Here is a 20,522-nt window from a genome sequence, read left to right as displayed (position 1 = left end):
TTGTGGGACAACCGCCGGCCACGTGTTTTCCGGGGTGGGGGATCGCTCTGGGAGTTTGTAAAGATGTTACACTTTAAAAGACTGCAGGCCCCGGCCGCATTCGCGGCACTGACCTTTGCGTCGGCCTGTGCAGTATCTGACACAACCGTAATTTCACGCGCGGCACAGCTTGATGCCACTCTTGCGGCAGTTCCGCAGGACGAGTGTTCTTACACGATTATTTCCTACAACCTTGCAGATCAGGTTATGGCGCAGCCCGATGGCGCGGCTGTCATGTCCAGCCTCAGCCAGGTCTGTCCCGGTATACGGATCGGATTGCAGGAAACCGACGGCAGTTTCCGCACGGCTTCCACTCTCGGCAATGACGATCTGACCGAACCTTCCGGCGACGGTGGCGGCGACGGCGGCACAGGTGGCGGCGATGGCGGCACGGGTGGCGGCGACGGCGGCACAGGTGGCGGCGACGGCGGCACAGGTGGCGGTGATGGCGGCACGGGTGGCGGCGACGGTGGCACAGGTGGCGGCGATGGCGGCACAGGTGGCGGCGATGGCGGCACAGGTGGCGGTGATGGCGGCACGGGTGGCGGTGATGGCGGCACGAGTGGCGGTGATGGCAGCGGCAATAACGGCGGTGGCCGTGGCGGCAACAACGGCGGCGGGAACGGCAGCGAAGGCAACAGCCCGGGCCGTGGCAGCGGCGCCAACAACGACGAATAACACGCTGATATTACATGAATGTATTACGGCCGCCCTGTGCCACATCCCCCGGTGGCCGGGGTGTATCGTTTCAGGACCCGTTCCATATCATGATCCGGGTCGGCAAATTTCTGGTGAAAGGTGGTACCACCTCCCAGGCTTGAACTGGGGACCTCCTGATCCACAATCAGGTTTTGGTCGGTAAACAAGCATAACAACAAATCACATTATATGTCGAAATTGTTAAACAACGCTTGCGCTTACGCCCCAATCAACAATATTTTCGTAACGGAAAATAACGGAACAGTGCGCGGGATTTTTTACCCCAGTTTTACCCCAAAGGAATTTTCGACATGGCAAAGGCGTTTACAGCCAAGTTCATTGAAGGCGTCAAACCGACCGCGACGCGGCGAGAAATTCCAGACCCCGCGTTCAAAGGTCTTTATCTGGTCGTTCAGCCAAGCGGTCGCAAATCATGGGCGACCCGCTATCAGTTGGCTGGTCGTCACAGGAAGCTAACGCTTGGCAAGTATCCCGCGATCAGTCTGGCAGACGCGCGGAAGGCTGCAGGTCACGCGGTCACGTCAATCGAAGCTGGGATCGACCCTGCTGACGCCAAGCTGGCGCGGAAGGCGGCGCCAGACCGCGACACGGTCAAAGTACTGGTCGAACAGTACGCGGCGCAGCACCTGTCGACTCTGAAGCGCGGCCACGACGCAAAGCGCGCTTTGGAAATCTACGTGGTCACCCAATGGGGCCACCGGCGCGTTCAATCGCTCGCACGTCGCGATGTGCGAGGCTTGCTGGACAGGATCGCCGCCGAAGGAAAGAAAACGACCGCCAACCGCGTCCGCGCCTATTTTAATGCCTTCTGCGTCTGGCTGATCGAGCGCGACGTGATCGAACACAATCCAGTCACCGGCACGAAGCCTTTCAAAGAACAATCTCGCGACCGCATTTTGACAGACGACGAGCTGCGGTGGCTGCTGATTGCCTGCGGCCAGATCGCGGAACCGTGGGGCAACCTGACGCGCGCGCTGATCCTGACCGGCCAGCGTTTGCGGGAAGTTGCCGAAATGACCGTAGACGAAGTGACGGGCGATCTGTGGACCCTGCCAGCATCCAGAACCAAAAACGGTCAGGCGCATGAAGTCCCGCTGTCAGGCGCCGCAATGGAAGCGATCATGCGCGCGGACCGTGTTCCAAGCCGAAACGGTCTTCTGTTTACGACCACCGGCCAAACGCCGGTCAGCGGCTTTTCTAAGGGACACGCGCGGATCGTGCGACAAATGCAGGCTGTCGCGGACGCGGATCGCGCCGAAGCAGTCACGATCCCCCGCTGGACGTTCCACGACTTGCGCAGAACCACGGCGACCGGCTTGGCGCGTCTTGGAACACCCGTCCGGATCACGGAAGCCGTAATCAATCACACGTCGGGAACCTCCGCTGGAGTGGTCGGCATTTACCAGCGATATGACTTCGGTCCTGAAAAGCGCGGCGCGCTTGAAGCGTGGTCGCGCCATTGCAACCAGCTGGTGAACGGCGTGGATGACAACGTCGTCCAGATCAGCGCCGCACAATGACGGGCGGACCCAAGAAACCAAATCCGCATGATGTTCTTTACCCGACGCGCATGACTGGCGACGCGGCAGACTGGCGCGCAGCGTTTCAGCGGCGGATAAAGACCGGCGACCGGTTCGAAGCAATGGCCGAAGCCTGTCGCCGATTGCTGGAAATATCCAATAACAGATTGATCCGCGTTAGCGACCCAGATGGCACAGAACACTGCGCGCCGCGCACAGGTTCTGTCGAAGCCGCAGCTGCGGCTTACCTTTCGAAGACAAAAGCGCTGAAAAACGCTATGGCTGCAAGCGATACAGAAGCGATCTGCTTCGCCGCGCGGTGGCAGGGCGAATTATTCGCTGATCTGGTGAATCGATTCGGCGCTGTCAAAGGAACGCAACTAAGCGTCGAAGAACTGGCTGCGTCGCGTGTCGCTTCCATTCGCAAACTGACACGAACCGGTCCGACCGAACATAACCTACAGCGCAAAAGCCTTTCAAAAGTACGCGAAAACCACGCCTTGGAACTAGCAAAACAAAGCGGCGAAACGAAGAAATCCAAACAAATCGAATATATCAGAAAGAAGTGGCGACTTCCGGGTGACCGGCCAAATAATTCTACTTTTTACAAATACTTAAAAGATAGTTGACGAATGTTTATCGCGCACGTTCGAGCGCGATAAACATTCGGTGCTAATCCCGATTCGAAGATAACGATAAGGGATTAACATGTCCAAAAAATCACAAGGAACTAGCGACGCGCTTTCAGACCGCAGGTTGACGATCAAGGCGGTCCGCGACCTTTGCGGCGGCGTTTCACATATGTGGATCGAACGCAGGCTGGCAGAAACAGACTTCCCAAAACCAGTGAAGATCGGACGGCTGCGGTTCTGGTCAGAACGTGCGATCACACTCTGGTGGGAAGAACAGGACGCCAAGCAGTCGGACGTGTCGCATTGATGGTGAAGAACATCACGGTGTGGCGTGATGCCTTGCCAGCTCCACTAATCAGCAAAAGAAAAACCGGCCAGCTGTTCGGCTGACCGGTCTGAAATGATCATGGGCGGGACGGCCTGAAAATCAACGCAACAACCGCAAGCAAAAGCGTGTCAGCGTAGTCTAAATATACCCGACTGCGTCGCACGGAACAAGGACGGCTGCAGTGAAGACGACCAACGGCTTTTGGGTAAAATACAAACCGGACGAACAATTGCGCGACGCAAGTGGATTGACCAGCGTTCAGATCGCAGTTTTGAAAATCATCCAAGACCACAACCTGTCAGAAAGCGGACCGGTCGATCCGCAGCTGGACTTTATGCCGCGCCGCTGCGGAACATCAAAGCCGCGCTATCAAGCCGCTGTCGAAGCACTGATCCAAGGCGGTCAGCTGCGCCGCGAAGGCGAACGTGTGATCGCGCACCTAGCCGCTGAAATGCTGGCTGAAAGAGCAGAAAAAATTACGCAGACGAAAGTCGCAGCCAACGCGCGCTATGCGAAAAACGAAAGCCCAAAAAATACAGACACGAAAACAAGAACGAACGTATTAGAAAACGGGTCGACCAAAAAAAACCAACAAAATCAACAATTGCACGATGCGAACGCATACACATCTACAGTCTACAGTTCAGAATCTACAAAAGAAGAAGATTCTGAAGATTCAAAAACCCCGAAACCAGCGCCAACTCCCCCTAGCGAAGCGCTTTTTGAACCGTTCGAAATCTTAGAAAAAACCGACTCTGAAATCGCTCAAGAAATGCTAACCAACTTCGCTTTGAAGCGGGTTCTGTTTGCTGGTGGCATAGGACGACCACCAACCCACAAAGATCGTCGGATCGTTTTCACTTGGATGGAAGCCGGTCTGACATTCGATCAGATCGTGAAAGTGGTCAAAGATACGGCAACCAGGGCGCCGACCACGATCAGGTCGCTGTCCTACTGCGACAAGCCAATCCAGCTTCTGAAGGACGATCTTCGGTCAAAAGGCAAACTGACGTCGCGCAGCCTTCAGGCGGAAGGGTCGATCTTTCCGCCGCAGGCGATCCAGTTGGACGGCTACGCCGACAACGACCGGCCAATAAGCAAATACACGAAACGCGAACTGATCGAATTTGCCGAAGAATGGCGCCGCCGCGATTTGTCGATAACGTTTCGTTCAATCCCTTCACCGCTGGCGGTCGAAGCAATTTCCTGCTCCGTGATCGATGACCGTGACTTCGTGGCAATGAAACTATTCATCGAAGAAGAACCGTTCGCTGTGGGAATCGGCGAAATCGCTTTTTGACCACGAAAGGGAAAAACATGGGAAGCACTTACGAATTCGCGCAGCAAATGACGCCATGGGACGAAGAAGTCGCAACGGAACTACCAGCAGGACAAAAGAAGCCCGACTGGCTAAAACACGCTGCCCAGCGCCCAGTCATAATCGTTTAGCTACCTGTTTTATTATATTAACTATGCTGACCGGGCGCTGGGCAGGTGATGGTAACGAACGAATTGACGCCGATTGTCCGGCTGACGTATCTTTGTCGCAGGCGGTCGAAACGGATAGAGGGGCGGTCTTCAATCCTTAGAAGGTTTCCGCTGGGGACCGGCATTGGGTACGTTTTTCTTTTCAGTGCCAAATTATCGATAGGGGGTCGGATGCTCGAGTGCCCTTGTTTTTATGGATTTCTTGCTCAATTCACGTAGGTGATCCATACGGATCTATCGGTTAATAATCGGAGGGGCACATGGGACGCGGGTTATCGGATCGGCAGCGGCAGATTTTAGACGTCTTGCCTTTTCTCGAACCGATAGAGGGGTCCGTCGATTTGGCCAGCGCCATGCGCCCGGTGGACCTCCTCAAAGCACTGGGTTTGCCACTGGCAAATTCCACCCGGGCATCCATTTCACGCTCGCTCTCATTGTTGTGGCGGCGTGGGCTCATCACGATATGGAAGCCAGACGAAAATTTGCAGGGCGGCGGATACCGATACACCCGGCCGCGTTGACTGCATCAGGCAAAGCCCCGGGGCCAAGTCATTTGACTTGCTCAGTCACGAAGGTGCGTCCCTCGTCCGACAGCTCCCAGACGCCGCGTGGCGAGTCGTCACGGAACAACCCTTCTTTCACGAGGTCTGATCGCTCCCAACAAGTCGCATTCCACCAACGCTCTTCGCCAGTAGAGACCGGCTCAAAGTCATCTTCCGTCAGTCGATCTTTCATTACTGGCAACAGCTTCTCGTGAATAATGGTTGCGGGTAGCCTCCAACATTGCCGTAGTGGCGCGGATCATCGGCGCGCGGATGTGGCCACAGTTAGTGCCGTCCATCCGATCAGGCGTCGCCCCCGGTCTGCCGATCTCGGCAGCAAATTTGATGATGCCATGTCGGCAGTGGCGAAGCATACCAAAATTTATACTGCCAAATCTCTCTCGAAATGTCGTCCTGTCGCTTGTGTGTCAGACCAAAAAATGCGTCACATGAGGATGTTGTACAGCTGGGAGAAGCAGTGCTGATGCAGATTTCCGCAATTCTTGATTATATCGACAATGGACATATGGCATTGCCCGAATTCCAGCGCGGGTATGTCTGGTGCGGCGAGCAGGTTCGTGGACTATTCCACTCTCTCTATCGTGGGCATCCTGTAGGCAGCCTGCTTGTATGGGCAACAGATGCTTCGACGGCCGCCCATCGTGGCAATGCAAGCCTTGCACCGGGGGTTGTGAAACTTCTGCTCGACGGGCAACAGCGTATCACGTCGCTTTATGGTGTCATACGAGGCGAGCCTCCACGGTTTTTCGATGGAAATGCAAAGGCTTTCACCGACCTGAGATTCAATATTGCTTCCGAGGAATTCGAATTCTTTCAGCCGATCAAGATGCGCGACGATCCGCTATGGGTGAATGTTACGGAATTGATGCAAAGAGGCAGTGCAGGAATTGGTGAGATGATTGCGGTATTGGGACAGCAGCCGGAATTCGCGCCTCATTTTGGCGAATATGTGGGGCGTCTGAACCAGCTTCTGGGCATCCGTGACAAGGACTTCCACATCGAAGAAGTGACCGGTCGTGACAAGACCCTCGATGTCGTGGTGGATATTTTCAATCGAGTGAACAGCGGCGGGACAAAACTATCGAAGGGCGACCTCGCCCTAGCCAAGATCTGCGCCGACTGGCCCGAGGCGCGGGATACAATGAAGCGAAGTATCCAGCGTTGGCGTGGCGCCGGCTACAATTTCACAATCGACTGGCTGTTGCGGTCGGTTAACACCGTGCTGACTGGCGAAGCCAAGTTCCAGCACCTGCACGATAAGGACGCAGAAGAAATTTCTGTAGCATTGAAGCGGGCAGTCCGGCACATCGACACTGCCTTGAACATGATTGGTGGGCGCCTTGGTCTCGACCACGATCGGGTGCTGTTCGCACGTTTCGCGGTGCCGGTGATGGTGCGGTTTCTGGATACGCACGGCGGGCATCTCGACCAGAAGACTCAGGACAAGCTGTTGTTCTGGTATGTCCAGAGCGGGATGTGGGGACGGTACTCGGCCTCGACGGAAAGCATCATCGACAAGGATCTCGGAATCCTGGAGTCCGGCCAAGGCGATCTGGAGAAGCTTGTTGCAGAGCTACGCCTTGCGCAGGGGGGTCTGCGTGTCGAGCCTGGCCATTTTCACAGCTGGAGCGTCGGGTCGCGATTCTATCCTGTTCTATACATGATGACGCGCATGACTGAGGCACGGGATTGGGGCAACGGCCTGCCGTTGAAAAGAGGCATGCTGGGCAAGATGAGCGCGCTGGAAGTCCATCACATCTTCCCTCGCGTCCGCCTCTACGAGGCGGACTACAGTCGGGCTGAAGTAAACGCCTTGGGCAATTTCTGCTTTCTGACCAAGGACACCAACCTGGCTATCCGGGACCGTCGGCCTGAGGTCTACTTTCCGGAAATTGAAGAGGCTCATCCCGGCGCGCTCAAGTCGCAGTGGATTCCGGATGACCCGGTGCTCTGGAAGGTCGATAACTTCCGTGACTTCGTCGAAGCTCGGAAGGAACTTCTCGCCTTGGCCGCAAATGCCTGTCTCGCTCAACTCCTGCACGAGGACACGCAACTCCTGGAAACAGCACGACCGGCGCGCCAAGCCCAGTCGGTACTTCTGGGAGGCATCTCGAGCGAAGAGGAATACCGTGAGTTGGAAGATCTGGAGAAGTGGGTTGAGGAGAAAGGTTTCGCGGCTGGCGTTCTTGGATGGGATCTGGTTGATCTCGAAACGGGCGAACAGCGTGCGATCCTCGATTTGGCCTGGCCTGGCGGCGTGCAGGCCGAGCTCTCTGAACCGGTCGCGGTTCTGCTGGACGAAAGCGCGGACCTTATTTCTCTTGCGAGCGCGGCCGGCTTCCGCTGCTTCACCTCAGTCGCAGGCTTCAAGGCCTATCTGGGCAAGCTCGCGGTCACCATCGGTGACGAAGCGGCGGCATAAGGGTCCTTACACTTCTTGGTCCCCCAAGAGTTTTGGTGACAAGCGGTAACGGCCACGAAAAGACTGCAATTACCCTCGAGAGTTGCGCTAAGAAGCGGTGGGGCGGAGAAAAGAAATAGAATAATGGACGTATTTTCCCTGAACCAGAAGTCGATCGAGCGATACGAGAGTTTCTCTCGCTCCTTCGCCAACATCCGGTCGAATGATCTCCAATCCGCAATAGATCAGGCCTACAATGAACGACGATATGTCCGCGAGCCGCTTATCAGCCTGAACCCCAGGTTCAGACCCGGAGCCTCGGTTGATGTGCGGGCAGTCGATGGGACAATTCATGAAGATACGGCAAAGGTCTTTCGCCGCAGTGATGGAGCCCCGATCGAGCTTTATGTGCATCAAGACTTGGCGCTCGGTATGGCGCAATCTGGCAAGGGATTTGTCGTCACAACAGGGACAGGGTCAGGCAAGTCGCTCTGTTTTTTTATTCCATTGATCGATGCTGCGATTCGCGCACGCGAGGCCGGCGAGAAACGCCGGACTCGCGCCATCATCATCTATCCGATGAACGCGCTCGCCAATTCCCAGCTTGAAGAAATCAATGGCTTTCTGCGTGATTCTGGTTTGAGCAAGCCTCCAATCGTCGAGAGATACACAGGGCAGGAATCCGAGGCTGACCGAGAGAGGATCGCGGCAAACCCACCGGACATTCTGCTGACCAATTTCATGATGCTGGAACTCCTTCTCACCCGTGCCGACCGGAAAGGGCGCCAAGTATTGGAAAACGCGCGTGGTCTCGACTGGCTGGTTCTTGACGAACTGCATACCTATCGCGGCCGACAGGGCGCGGACGTAGCGATGCTGGTTCGACGCTTGCGAGACCGGCTGTCTCCGGACCATCTGCGGTGCATCGGAACCTCCGCCACCATGGCCTCGTCGGATGCGGTCGCGGAAGACCCTGCGGTCGTCGTGGCGAATACCGCGACAATGATCTTCGGCAACCGGATCGAACCTGAAGCCGTTATCGGCGAGACTTTGGTCCGCGCCACGCGCGGCACCGCGGATCGCACGGGCATCGCGCAATCCATTCGTACGCTACCCACTGGATTGGCAAATGACGCCCTCGAGACGGAACCGCTTATCGTGTGGGCTGAAACTCGCATCGGCCTGACCGACGATCCAGTACCGCAACGCCGCAAGCCGCGCACGCTCAGTGAAGCTGCCTTGGAGCTTGCTGACGATTCCGGCGAACCGGTGCCGGATTGCCTGGCCGCGCTCGAGCACGCGTTGTCCATGGCCTCGATGCCCGAGAACCTGCGAGGGGGCCCATCCGGCAGTGCTTTCCTGGCGTATAAGCTCCATCAATATCTGTCCGGTCCCGACAGCCTGTATGCGACCCTTGGTCCAGAGGGTGCGCGGACCATCCGTTTTGACAAGCAGAAGACCGATCCAGAGGCCGAGGCGCGGCTGTTCGAGGTTCGTTTCTGCCGCAAGTGTGGGCAGGACTATCACCCTGTCCGGGTGCTTCCGGATAATGCGGGGCGGCGCTATGTCCCTCGCTCGATCGACGAGGAGCCGCTCGACGATGACGACGAGACGGGCTTCCTGTGCCGTGCCGAAGGACTGCCCTTCGAGGGCGACCAAGATCTCCCGCCGTCCTGGCTCGAAGAAACGGCAAACGGCTCGACCCGCGTCAAGCGGACCTATCGCACGCGCGTCCCGTTCGAGGTTTCGGTCGATTCCCAGGGCGTCGAGGGGGCCGGCCTTGGCATGTGGTTCATGAAAGGCAAATTCTCGCTCTGCCTGCGATGCGGAGACACGCCACCGGGGCAAGGCCGGGATCGCAACAGGTTGTCGGGCCTATCCGCCGAAGGTCGCTCCTCGGCGACGACAATACTGAACTCGGTAACGCTTGAAGAAATGGAAGCCGGGGAAGCCGGGCGCGGCAAGCTGCTGACCTTCACCGACAACCGCCAGGACGCGGCCTTGCAGGCCGGTCACTTCAATGACCACGTTTTCGTCACGAAGCTGCGCTCTGCCATATTCGCGGCTGTTCGCGACGCCGGTAGCGCCGGATTGGCTGGTCGTGATTTTGGAGACGCGGTTCGACGTGCTCTGGGCTATGCTTGGTCGAACGAGGAAAGCCACGAGGAATGGCTTCGAGATGATGTTCGAGGAAGGAAAGCGACTGAGGCTGAGGTGCTGCTGTCCCGGATCATCGCACATCGTGTCTGGACTGATCAGCGTCGTGGCTGGCGATTTACCAACCCTAACCTCGAAGACCTCGAACTGGTTCATGTCGAATATACAATGCTTTCGGCACTGGCAGGGGAAGACGCCATCTTCGCTGGGGCTCCGGATGTCCTCCGCGATGCGACGCCCGAGATCCGCTTGACGGCATTGCGTATCCTTCTCGAACACATGCGAACCGGCCTCGCAATCGATGTCGAGGCACTGGATCGACAACGGTTCGAGGAAATTGCGGAGGAGTCGAGACGCTATCTCCAGGCCCCCTGGGCCATCCACGAAAAGGAACGGCCACGGGAAGCTGCCTGGCTGATGCTCGAAGGCACATCGCGCGCCAATATCTCGCTGCGGGATGAGGGTATCGTGCTTCGGGGAAGCGCCCAGTCGGCTCTGGGCAAGGCCCTCGTAGACGAACGCCTCTGGGGGCGTCGTCTGCGACGGGGCGAGGTGACCGAGGTCATCGAAGCGCTTCTCCAGGCGACAGCCCATGACGACTATGCCTATGTCAGGGCGCAGAGAACACCATTCGGTCCCATGGGCTGGAAACTTGACCCCGGCGCGCTGAAGCTTTGCGCCGTCAGCGAGCCTATGGCCGAAGAAACCGGGAAAGCACCGCCGAACCCCTATTTCCGGGAACTCTACGCAAGGGTAGCCGACAACATGTTGGCAAGGCGGGCACCGATGCGGGGCCTTGAGGCAAGAGAACATACCGCACAGGTGGACAAGGACATCCGCCAGCACCGGGAGCGCCGGTTCCGGTTCGGTGATGACGATCAGAAACAGATGCGGGAGTCGCCGCATGACAACGAAACCTCCCGGCGGTTGCCCTTGCTCATCTGCTCGCCAACAATGGAGCTTGGGGTCGACATCTCTACGCTCGAGCATGTGCACCTTCGCAACGTCCCGCCGACGCCGGCCAACTACACGCAGCGTGCCGGGCGTGCCGGCCGTGCCGGTCAGGCGGCGCTGATCACGACCTACTGTGCCGCTCAAAGCCCGCATGATCAGTACTACTTCGCCGATCCGGGCCAGATGGTCGCGGGATCGGTTCAACCGCCGCTTCTCGATCTCGGCAATGAAGAACTCGTTGTATCCCATTGTCATGCGATCTGGCTGGCGGAATCCGGTGTTGAACTCGCACCGGCGATCGCCGAGGTGCTGGACCTCACCCAGGAGGATGGCAAGTATCCGCTCCGCATCGAAGTAGCGGCAGCACTTTCCGTTCCCGACCTTGCCGCTCGTGCGGCTGAGCGTATGGTCGCCGTCCTCAGCCAGATTGCCGGCCGGCCCTTCGGACATGACCTCGCCGAAACCACCGCGCGAGACGCCTACGAGAATTTCGACACGGCTTTCGACTCTTGGAGACGGCGGTTAAGCGCCGCCGAAGACCAGCGAGATCGCGGCTACCGGTTGTCGAAGAGCACCCAGGCAAGTGCCGAGGAACGACGGCAAGGGGATCGGTCGTACAACAGCGCACGACGCCAGATCGAATTGCTCAAGAGCGGTAAGGATTCGAACTCATCAGATTTCTTCACCTACCGCTATCTGGCAACCGAGGGCTTCCTGCCTGGGTACAACTTTCCCCGCCTGCCACTCACCGCATTTGTTCCCGGTGCCGAGCGTCGCGGCCGTGGCGATTTCCTTTCGAGGGCTCGATTCCTGGCAATTTCCGAATTCGGGCCCGGGAGCATGATCTATCACGAGGGCCAGTCTTTCCGTGTGACTCGCGCCATGCTGCCGCCGCAGGTGCGCGCTGGCGACGGCGTAGGACTGAACACGGATGTCTTGCTGCTGTGTGCAAACTGCGGCTCTATCCAGGGTACCGATGCACCCGAGCGCTGTGACGCATGTGGCGCCGGTCTGGCGGATCCCATTCGCCTGGACGGCGCGTTTCGTGTCGAGAATGTCGAGGCTGCCCCGGCGGAACGCATTTCCGCCAATGATGAGGAGCGCCAGCGTCAGGGATTCGACATACAGACCGCTTTCGCTTTTCAGGGCGAACCCAGCAGAGTCCGGCTAAGCGATCGTGACGGCAAGGACCTGGCGAAGATTTCCTACGGTCCACGCACCCGTATTGCCCGGATCAACAAGGGCCTCCGGAGAAGGCGTGACAAGGACCTCTATGGCTTCAAGATCGGAACCCACAGCGGCCGATGGCGCGGTTCGGTCGGCGGTGACGAGACCGATCCGGATTCGCGCCCAAACGCTGAGCCTGAACAGACGGTCCTGCCGATGGTCGAGGACCGCAAGAATGCCATGCTTCTTGTGCCTTCGCGGCACCTTGACGTCGAGGACGTCGCCACCTTGCAGAGTGCGCTCGCCCGAGGCCTCGAGCGGGTGTTTCGCCTCGAAGAGGGTGAGATCGCCGTCGATCCGGTACCGGATCGGGATGCACGCAATGGCCTACTGTTCTACGAGGCGTCCGAGGGTGGTGCGGGTGTGCTGTCGCGGATCTCGCGCCAGGAGGACTTGCAAGCGGTCGTCAGGACCGCTCTCGAAGTCATGCATCTGGAAGAGGCCGAAGGCGAGTGGCGCGACCGCGACGACGCCCCCTGCGTCGAAGGCTGTTACCGCTGCATCCTTACTTATTTCAATCAGCCCGATCATGAGCTGATTGACCGCGGACGCTGCGAAGTCCGTCGTTTCCTGATCGACCTCCTGTCGTCTGAGGTTGAGGTGGTGGCGCCGAGTGGAAAGGTGGATGCAGTTGAATCGCCCATCTCGGACGGCCCGTGGGCCGACGCGGCTCGAAGATGGGGAATCCTACGGCCGGACTTCGAACCTGTTGCACGGGGCGGCAAGGTGGCGCTGGCATCGTGGAGCAAGTTCTACGCCGCCGTGACAGATGACGCAGATGTCTCCGCCGCGCTATCGAACGAAGGTTACATTGTCCTGAGAACGGTCGACCCGCCGGAGGAAATGCCCGAAGAACTCGCGCACATCGACAGGGTGACACCATGACGTCGGCTACCAGCGCCTTGGCGAGTCCCGGCAGCCTGATCCGTGCGCGAGGCAGGGAATGGATTGTCTTGCCCGGATCGGGACCTGACCGCCTGCTTTTGCGGCCGCTGTCGGGCATGGAGGGCGATGCTACCGTCGTTCTGCCGGCACTCGAGCAGGTCCCACCCGAGCCGGCCATTTTCGAGGCGCCGGACGCGTCGCGGATGGGCACCTCTTCGGACGCACGCCTGCTGTCAGATGCCCTGCGCCTCAGCCTTCGCCGCGGCGCGGGACCTTTCCGGTCCTCTGGCCGGATCGCATTCGAGCCACGGTCCTATCAACTCGTTCCGCTGATTATGGCGCTGCGGCTCGATACGATGCGCCTTCTGATCGCCGACGATGTGGGCATCGGCAAGACCATCGAGGCCGGGCTCATCCTGCGGGAGATGTGGGACCGCGGCGAAGTAACGCGAGCCTGCGTGCTATGCCCCCCGCACCTGGTCGAACAATGGGTCGATGAACTGCGCGAAAAGTTCGACCTGCATGCAACCGCCGTGACCGCCACGACGGCGCCGCGGCTCGAACGCGGTCTGGCATTGAATGAGAGCCCCTTCGACGCCCATCCTCTGACGGTCGTCAGCCTCGACTACATCAAGGCTGATCGACGCCGCACTGATTTCGCGAAATCCTGCCCGAACTTCGTCATCGTGGACGAGGCGCATGCCAGTGTTGGCGGTGGTCGCGGAAAAACCCAGAGACAGGCCTTGCTGGACGGTTTGGCAAAGGACCCGGATCGTCACATGGTCCTTCTCACCGCCACGCCGCATTCTGGCGACGCGGAGGCCTTCGACGATATTCTGGCGCTGCTTCGACCGGACTTCTCCCAAGGGGGCTTGTCGCGAGCCCGGGAAGAACTGGCGCAGCATTTTGTTCAGAGGAGGCGCATCGATGTCCGCGAGGAAGGCTGGGAAGTACCAGGCGCCAAGCGGACCTTCCCCAAGCATGACGTCGGCAAGAGGGCCTTTAAGTTGACACCCTCTCATCTGGCGTTCCATGAGGCGGTCCTCGCCTGGTGCACCGAGCGCGCAGCGAAAGCCGGTCATGATGCTCGTCGGCGGCGGCTGGCGATCTGGGCAACCCTGGCCCTGATGCGTTGCGTTGGATCCTCGCCTGCAGCTGCGGTTGCCACGCTGGAGGCCAGGCGCGCACTGACCGAGGATATCGATCTGGAAGCCGCGATCTTCGACGAGAACGAGGGCCAGTTGTCGGACGACGATCTCGAACCGGGGGCAATGGCGGAGGACACGTCCGGCTTCGACGACCTTCTGAGGACAGCGCGCGACCTTGAGGCCCGGCCTCAGGAGGATGCCAAACTATCTCTCCTGAAGCGAGAATTGACGGAGCTCTGTTCCAAGGGTCATCAGACAGTGATCTTCTGCCGGTACATCGCGACCGCCGAGGCCGTTGGCGCTGCCCTCAGGAACGACAAGACTTTCAAGGATCGGACGATCGAAGTCGTCACCGGCCGTCTGCCTGGACAGGAACGCAGGGTCCGTGTCGAAAGCATGTCTGAGTCCGAACGTCGAATACTCGTGGCCACCGATTGCCTTTCGGAAGGGATCAACCTCCAGACCCTCTTCAACGCCGTCGTGCACTATGATCTGTCCTGGAATCCCACGCGCCACCAACAGCGCGAAGGACGGGTCGACCGTTTCGGGCAACCAGCCGAACAAGTGCGTTCGCTGACAATCTTCGGCAGCAACTCGGCCATCGACGGAGCCGTCCTCGACGTCATCCTTAGAAAGGCAGAGGCGATCCGGAAAGCCACGAATGTTTCGGTCAGCATGCTCGACGATCGCGGGACGGTGTCCGAGGCGCTGATGCATGCGCTGGTGTTGAAGTCCGGCTCGGCATCGGGTCGCCAAGGCGACCTGTTTCGCGACCTCGATCCAACAGCCGATCTCGAACGGCTCTGGCGTGATGCGGAGGAAAACGAGAAGGCGTCCCGGGCGCGCTTTGCTCAAAGGCGCCTGAAGCCTGAAGAGGTGATCCCTGAATGGCAAAGAGTGCGCGACCTGCTGGGCGATACTGAGGATGTTCGGCGATTTGTGCGCCGTGCCTTGGACCGGGTCGGGATCACGTTCGACGGGAAATCCATCCCGGTTGATGCGCTACCCGACATGGTGCGCGAAGCCCTCTCCTCGCGGGGCATTCAGGGGCGAACCCGTGTTTCGTTCGACCCGGTCGCCCGGCCAGGGATCGAAGTGCTGCATCGCACGCATCCGATCGTTGCGACCCTGTCCGATATCCTTTCTGAAGGCGCTCTGGAGGATACTCCGGACGCTCTTGCGCGGTCAGGCGCCTGGGTCAGCCGAAATGCCACAATGATGAGGACACTGGCACTTCTCAGGGTCCGCCACCGCATTCGCCGTGCCTCGGCCGCGTCCGACGACTTTCTGCTGGCCGAAGAAATCGTGCCGGTGCTGTGGGAAGGCACCGCCAGGGAGCTCGCCGCGATCGGTGTCGACGCACTGAAGGTCCTGGATGAAGAGGTCGGAGCGACGTTGCCTGAACCGGTGCGGCGCGCCCAGGTGCTGCGCGCAAGGGATCGTATTGACGCCTCGGACGCCCTCACCGCCATCGCCCGGTCTCGCGCCGAAACGCTGATCGCCGATCACGACCGCCTACGTGTCGCCTCGTCCACGCGGGGTCGGACGATCGTCGAGCCGGTCCTGCCACCGGACCTGATCGCTCTCCACGTGATCCTGCCGGAGGCCGATTGATGCGCCACGAGAAGATGAACCGTCCCGTCGAGATCGGCGCCGGCTTGATCTTGGAGGGAGGGCTGATCCCGTCGGACATGATCGCAAAGATCGCCAGGGGACAAGCCGCTGAACAGACTGCGGCGGACTACGGCGTGCCGAAGGGCCTGACCCTCAACGACGAGATCGAGCGGGCCTTCCGCATGGCGCGCGCTGCCAATGAAGAGCCGTCCGCCGACGCCGACGCCCAGGCCCGTGCGGTGTTGCGATCGTTCGGCTTCGACCTGACTCCGGGGCCCCTGTTTGCCGACGAACGAAGCTTTCCGGTCGACCTCGTGACAGGCGATGGCCGTGTCCCGGTGGTCGTCGCGCCGGAAGGGGACCTCGACCGCGCTCGGCACGAAGGCGGCCCGGCAGGACGGTTCCGCTCGCCGGCACTGCTCTTACAGGATGCTCTCAACGCCTCGGACGACGCCCTGTGGGGCCTTGTCACCGACGGCAAGCGCATTCGGCTTATGCGCGACTCCCTGCGCCTTGGACGCCCGGCCTTTCTTGAAGCCGACCTCGGCGCGATCCTCGACACTGACGACCTCAGCGCCTTCGCCGGCCTCTGGCGGTTGATCCACCGGACGCGGTTCGGCCAGGGCGACGCCGTGGAAGGTCCTCTGGAGCGGTGGAGCAAGACCGCCGCCGAACAGGGCGTCGCCGCCCGCGAACGGCTGCGTGACGGCGTCGAGGCGGCGCTGAGGGCGCTCGGAGCCGGTGCACTGGCGGACCCGTCCACCTGTGCCCGGATCGAGGCCGAGGAACATCCGGCCGAAGCGCTGCACGCCGAAGTCTTGCGCGTTGTCTATCGGTTGATCTTCGTGCTGACCACCGAGGACCGCGACCTCCTGCACGCGCCCGACGCCACCGACGAGGCGCGCGAGACCTACGCCGAAGGCTATTCACTCACGCGTCTCGCGCTACGTGCCCGCAGGCGAACCAGCCGCGACCGGCATCATGACGCCTGGGAAGGCGTGAAGGTCCTGTTCCGCGCCTTGCGCCACGGTGAGCCGCTTCTGGGTCTCCCCGCCCTCGGAGGGCTGTTCCGGGAGGGCCTGACGCCAATCCTCGATTCGGCGACGCTGCCCAATCGCCACTTCCTCGATGCGCTCTTCCACCTGTCCTGGATCCGCAATGGGCCGGCGCTGGCGCGGATCAATTGGCGCGACATGCAGACCGAGGAACTGGGCTCGGTCTATGAATCTCTCCTCGAACTCGTGCCGCGTCTCGCCGAGAACCATACCCTCTTGGACTATGCTGGCGGGGCAGAGACACGGGGCAACCAGCGCAAGACCACCGGTTCCTACTACACGCCCGACAGCCTCGTGCAGGTGCTGCTCGACAGTGCGCTCGACCCCGTGATCGCCGACCGCCGCCGCGGCATCGGCACGCCGAACGGCGAGACCGGTGCCGAGGGCATCCTGACCATGACCGTCTGCGACCCAGCCTGCGGATCAGGGCACTTCCTGCTCGCCGCAGCCCGCCGCATGGCGGACGCGGTGGCCCGCACCCGGGCCGAGGCCGAGGGCGAAACCTTCGACCCCGCCGCCTTCCGCCACGCGCTGCGCGAGGTCGTGGCGCGCTGCATCTTCGGGGTGGACCGGAACGATTTCGCCGTCGAACTCGCCCGTGTCGCGCTCTGGATAGAAAGTGTGGAGCCCGGGCGGCCCCTTGGCTTTCTCGACGCCAACATTCGGCATGGTGATGCGTTGCTGGGGCTTTCGGACCTCACCATGCTGACCGAGGGAATTCCCGATGCGGCCTACAAGGCGCTGACCGGGGACGACAAGGGCACCGCTTCGGACCTGCGCAAGCGCAACAAGGCCGAGCGCGAGGGGCAGGGCGATTTGGGCCTCGACGGTCCCGGCGGGCTCCCGCCTGCGCTGGTGGCCTTCGATGAGCGGCTGCATGCCGCCAGCCAGGACACGCTGGAGGAGGTTGAGCGGCTGCGCGCGAGCTTCGAGGCGCGGGGTGCTGACGCCGAGCGGCTGCGACTGCGGCGGGCCGCCGATGCCTGGGTGGCGGCGTTCCTCCTGCCGAAGAAGCCGAATGTGCAGGTGCCGACCACAGCGGATATCGGACGCATCTTGGCCCGCGAAGACGACCCGCTGCTGGTGCAGGGCGTCGCGGACACCGCGGCCGAGGCACATGTGCTGCACTGGCCGATCGCCTTCCCGGCGATCTGGGCGCGAGGCAGGTTCGACGTGATGCTGGGCAACCCGCCTTGGGAGCGGATCAAGCTTCAGGAACAGGAATTCTTCGCGTCCCGCGCGCCCGATATCGCCGAGGCACCGAACGCCGCGGCGCGGGGGCGGATGATCAAGGCGCTGGCCGAGGCCGAGCCGGGCACGCCCGAGCAACAGCTTCACGCCGCCTTCGAGCACGCCAAGCGGACCGCCGAGGCTGCGAGCGAATTCGCCCGGGCCGAGGACGGGCGCTATCCTCTGACCGGGCGGGGCGACGTGAACACCTATGCACTCTTCGCCGAGCATTTCGCGCGGTCGGTGAACCCGCAGGGCCGCGCCGGGGTGATCGTGCCGACCGGGATCGCCACGGACGCGACGACCGCGCCGTTCTTCGCCTGGCTGGTTGAGGAGCGGCGGCTGGCGCGGCTGGTGGATTTCGAGAATTCGGCGCCGCTATTCCCGGGCGTCCACCGCAGCTTCAAGTTCGCACTACTGACCCTCGGCAGGGACGAGATCGAGGCGCACTTTGCGTTCTTCCTCACCGACCCGTCGCAACTGGCGCATCGCGAACGCTCCTTCGTCCTGACCTCCGACCAGATCGCCCGCATTAACCCAAACACCAAGACGGCACCGGTTTTCCGCTCGCGCCGGGATGCTGAGCTGACGGCGAAGATCTACGATGCCGCGCCGGTGCTGATCGAGGAAGGCCGGGCCAACGGCAATCCGTGGGACGTGAGCTTCATGGCGATGTTCCACATGTCCAACGACTCCGGCCTGTTCCGCACCGCCGCCGAACTTGCGGACGCGGGCTGGCGGCGCAACGGCACCGACTGGACCCGGCCGCGCACCCATGCTCCCCAGGCCGAGGCGGTCCGGCCCGCGCAATCCGCGATGGATCTCGACGGCCACGACACCCGCTCCCTGCCGCTCGCCCGCGCCGAGGACCGGATGGTGCCGCTCTACGAGGCGAAGATGACCTGGCTCTATGACCATCGCGCGACCTCCTACCATACGAGGGGGAACGATCGAGGGCATCGCGTGCTACCAGAAACGGATCTCCAGGATCACCTAAACCCCAACTTTGAAGCCGAACCTTTCTACTGGGTTTCCGAAGCCGAAGTGGTAGAACGTCTGAACAAAGTGGCAAAACCTATAGGCTATTTGCTGGGCTGGCGGGATGTCACGACAGCGCGCGCCGAAAGAACGATGGTACCTTGCATCATTCCGCAGTCGGCAGTCGGCGACACTTTCTTGATCGCATTTCCAACAGCGGGTCCGCACGAGGCGTCGGCGCTTTATGCGAATTGGTCAGCACTGCCGTTTGACTACGCTACTCGCCAGAAGATCGCTTACGTTCATCTGAAATACAATATTGTCAAACAGTTGCCGACACTCCCCCTCACCTTCTATACACTCAAGCGCCTTGCCTTCGTCACCCCCCGCGTCCTCGAACTCACCTACACCTCCCACGCGCTGGCCCCCTTCGCCCGCGATCTCGGCCATGACGGCCCGCCCTTCGCCTGGGACGAGGACCGTCGCGCGCGCCTCCGCGCCGAGCTCGACGCCTTCTACGCCCGCGCCTACGGCCTGACCCGCGACGAGCTGCGCTACATCCTCGACCCAGCCAGCGTCCTGGGCGCCGACTACCCCTCGGAAACCTTCCGGGTGCTGAAGCAGAAGGAAGAGCGGCTCTACGGCGAATACCGCACCGAGCGGCTGGTGCTGGAGGCCTGGGACCGGCTCTCGGCCGACTGGAGCGCCGTGGGCCTGGGCGAGGGCGCGTGAGCTTCGACCTCGATCCTCCAGGACCCGCGCGGCTGATCCTGCAAAAGGCAGGCTATGACGGCGGCTGGACGCTGCAACCCGAGGGCACCATCCCAGCCGCGCTCGACGATCCGCCCTGGATGACGCTCCGCTCGCAGAACGCCCCCGGCCAGATCGCCCTCGCCATCGCGCCGCCCGGCTACGCCCTGCGCACTACGCTCCGTGTGCTGCGCAGTTTGGCCGAAGAGGGATTGGGCACCCTGGAGACTGACCATCTGCGGTTCGAGTCCATCATCACGCTCCGTACTGCCTGCCTGCGCGCCTGGCACCTGTTCCGCGCCTTGCCCGATGCGCCCGAGGCCACCTTCGAGGCTGACCTGAAGCGCGAAGGACAGACATGGTCCGGCCCGACGTCGCAGGACCTCGACCCCACCAACGCCACGACGCGCGAGGCGCAGGTCCGCCTGCGCGTCGGCCAGTCCACCTTCCGCGCCGCCCTCGATGACTACTGGAACGGCCGCTGCCCCCTGACCGGCATCACCGACCGCGCCTTATTGCGCGCCAGCCACATTGTGCCGTGGGCCGAATGCGAAAGCGACAGGCAACGGCTCGACGTCTTCAACGGCCTGCTTCTGGCCGCCCACTGGGACGCCGCCTTCGACGCCTTCCTGATCAGCTTTGACGCCGATGGTAAGGCCATCGCGTCACCAAGTCTGTCGGAGGTAGGCGTGCGGGCCCTGGGTCTGACCACCGCGCCGCACATCACCCTGTCCCATGATCACGCTGCACCGATGGCGTGGCATCGCGCGAAGATGAATGCGATCGCCATTCGAGATTGATGGGCCGGTCAAGGGGATCGCCGATCTGGACGT

Annotated in this window: 11 protein-coding genes; 10 read left to right on the top strand and 1 reads right to left on the bottom strand. The window is 61.1% G+C overall.

All coding sequences use genetic code 11. The features are described 5' to 3' along the window. Positions 1–63 precede the first annotated feature (63 nt). From G3256_RS19140 to G3256_RS05745, 5 genes are all read left to right on the top strand, one after another. The gene (locus tag G3256_RS19140; protein WP_206040796.1) at positions 64–717 is read left to right on the top strand and encodes a hypothetical protein; all 654 of its coding nucleotides are present in this window, start codon (positions 64–66) and stop codon (positions 715–717) included. A gap of 332 nt (positions 718–1,049) precedes the next feature. After that, entirely contained in the window at positions 1,050–2,279 is a 1,230-nt protein-coding gene (locus G3256_RS05760) for a tyrosine-type recombinase/integrase (RefSeq protein WP_169639910.1), read from the top strand. Beyond that, complete coding sequence (locus tag G3256_RS05755) at positions 2,276–2,908, top strand: hypothetical protein (RefSeq protein WP_169639909.1); 633 nt, start codon at positions 2,276–2,278, stop codon at positions 2,906–2,908. Before G3256_RS05760 ends, G3256_RS05755 begins: the two co-directional genes overlap by 4 nt. A 79-nt stretch (positions 2,909–2,987) precedes the next feature. Beyond that, complete coding sequence (locus G3256_RS05750; RefSeq protein WP_169639908.1) at positions 2,988–3,218, top strand: helix-turn-helix transcriptional regulator; 231 nt, start codon at positions 2,988–2,990, stop codon at positions 3,216–3,218. A 202-nt stretch (positions 3,219–3,420) separates the two neighbouring features. Beyond that, the gene (locus tag G3256_RS05745; protein WP_169639907.1) at positions 3,421–4,539 is read left to right on the top strand and encodes a hypothetical protein; all 1,119 of its coding nucleotides are present in this window, start codon (positions 3,421–3,423) and stop codon (positions 4,537–4,539) included. A gap of 737 nt (positions 4,540–5,276) precedes the next feature. Here G3256_RS05745 and G3256_RS19390 read toward each other — a convergent pair. Then, the gene (locus G3256_RS19390) at positions 5,277–5,462 is read right to left on the bottom strand and encodes a winged helix-turn-helix domain-containing protein (RefSeq protein WP_169639906.1); all 186 of its coding nucleotides are present in this window, start codon (positions 5,460–5,462) and stop codon (positions 5,277–5,279) included. 291 nt (positions 5,463–5,753) lie between these two features. Between G3256_RS19390 and G3256_RS05735 the strand changes: the two genes are divergently transcribed. The 5 genes from G3256_RS05735 (at position 5,754) to G3256_RS05715 (ending at position 20,489) form a co-directional block, all read left to right on the top strand. After that, positions 5,754–7,712, top strand: coding sequence for a GmrSD restriction endonuclease domain-containing protein (locus tag G3256_RS05735; RefSeq protein WP_169639905.1), 1,959 nt, complete (start codon positions 5,754–5,756; stop codon positions 7,710–7,712). Between the two features lie 123 nt (positions 7,713–7,835). Further along, complete coding sequence (locus G3256_RS05730) at positions 7,836–12,914, top strand: DEAD/DEAH box helicase (RefSeq protein ID WP_169639904.1); 5,079 nt, start codon at positions 7,836–7,838, stop codon at positions 12,912–12,914. Next, complete coding sequence (locus G3256_RS05725; RefSeq protein ID WP_169639903.1) at positions 12,911–15,676, top strand: DEAD/DEAH box helicase; 2,766 nt, start codon at positions 12,911–12,913, stop codon at positions 15,674–15,676. Before G3256_RS05730 ends, G3256_RS05725 begins: the two co-directional genes overlap by 4 nt. Continuing rightward, positions 15,676–19,671 carry an Eco57I restriction-modification methylase domain-containing protein gene (locus G3256_RS05720; RefSeq protein ID WP_217626494.1) on the top strand — a complete coding sequence of 1,332 codons (3,996 nt, stop codon included), beginning with the start codon at positions 15,676–15,678 and terminating at the stop codon, positions 19,669–19,671. The genes G3256_RS05725 and G3256_RS05720 overlap by 1 nt, the downstream gene beginning before the upstream one ends. Next, a complete protein-coding gene (locus G3256_RS05715) occupies positions 19,668–20,489 on the top strand; it encodes an HNH endonuclease (RefSeq protein WP_246227803.1) in 822 nt (273 codons plus the stop codon). The genes G3256_RS05720 and G3256_RS05715 overlap by 4 nt, the downstream gene beginning before the upstream one ends. Positions 20,490–20,522 lie beyond the last annotated feature (33 nt).

The sequence above is a fragment of the Roseobacter ponti genome (assembly GCF_012932215.1).
Lineage (GTDB): Bacteria > Pseudomonadota > Alphaproteobacteria > Rhodobacterales > Rhodobacteraceae > Roseobacter > Roseobacter ponti.
Note: the sequence above shows the minus strand (reverse complement) of the source record. Positions and strands in the feature narration are given on the sequence as shown.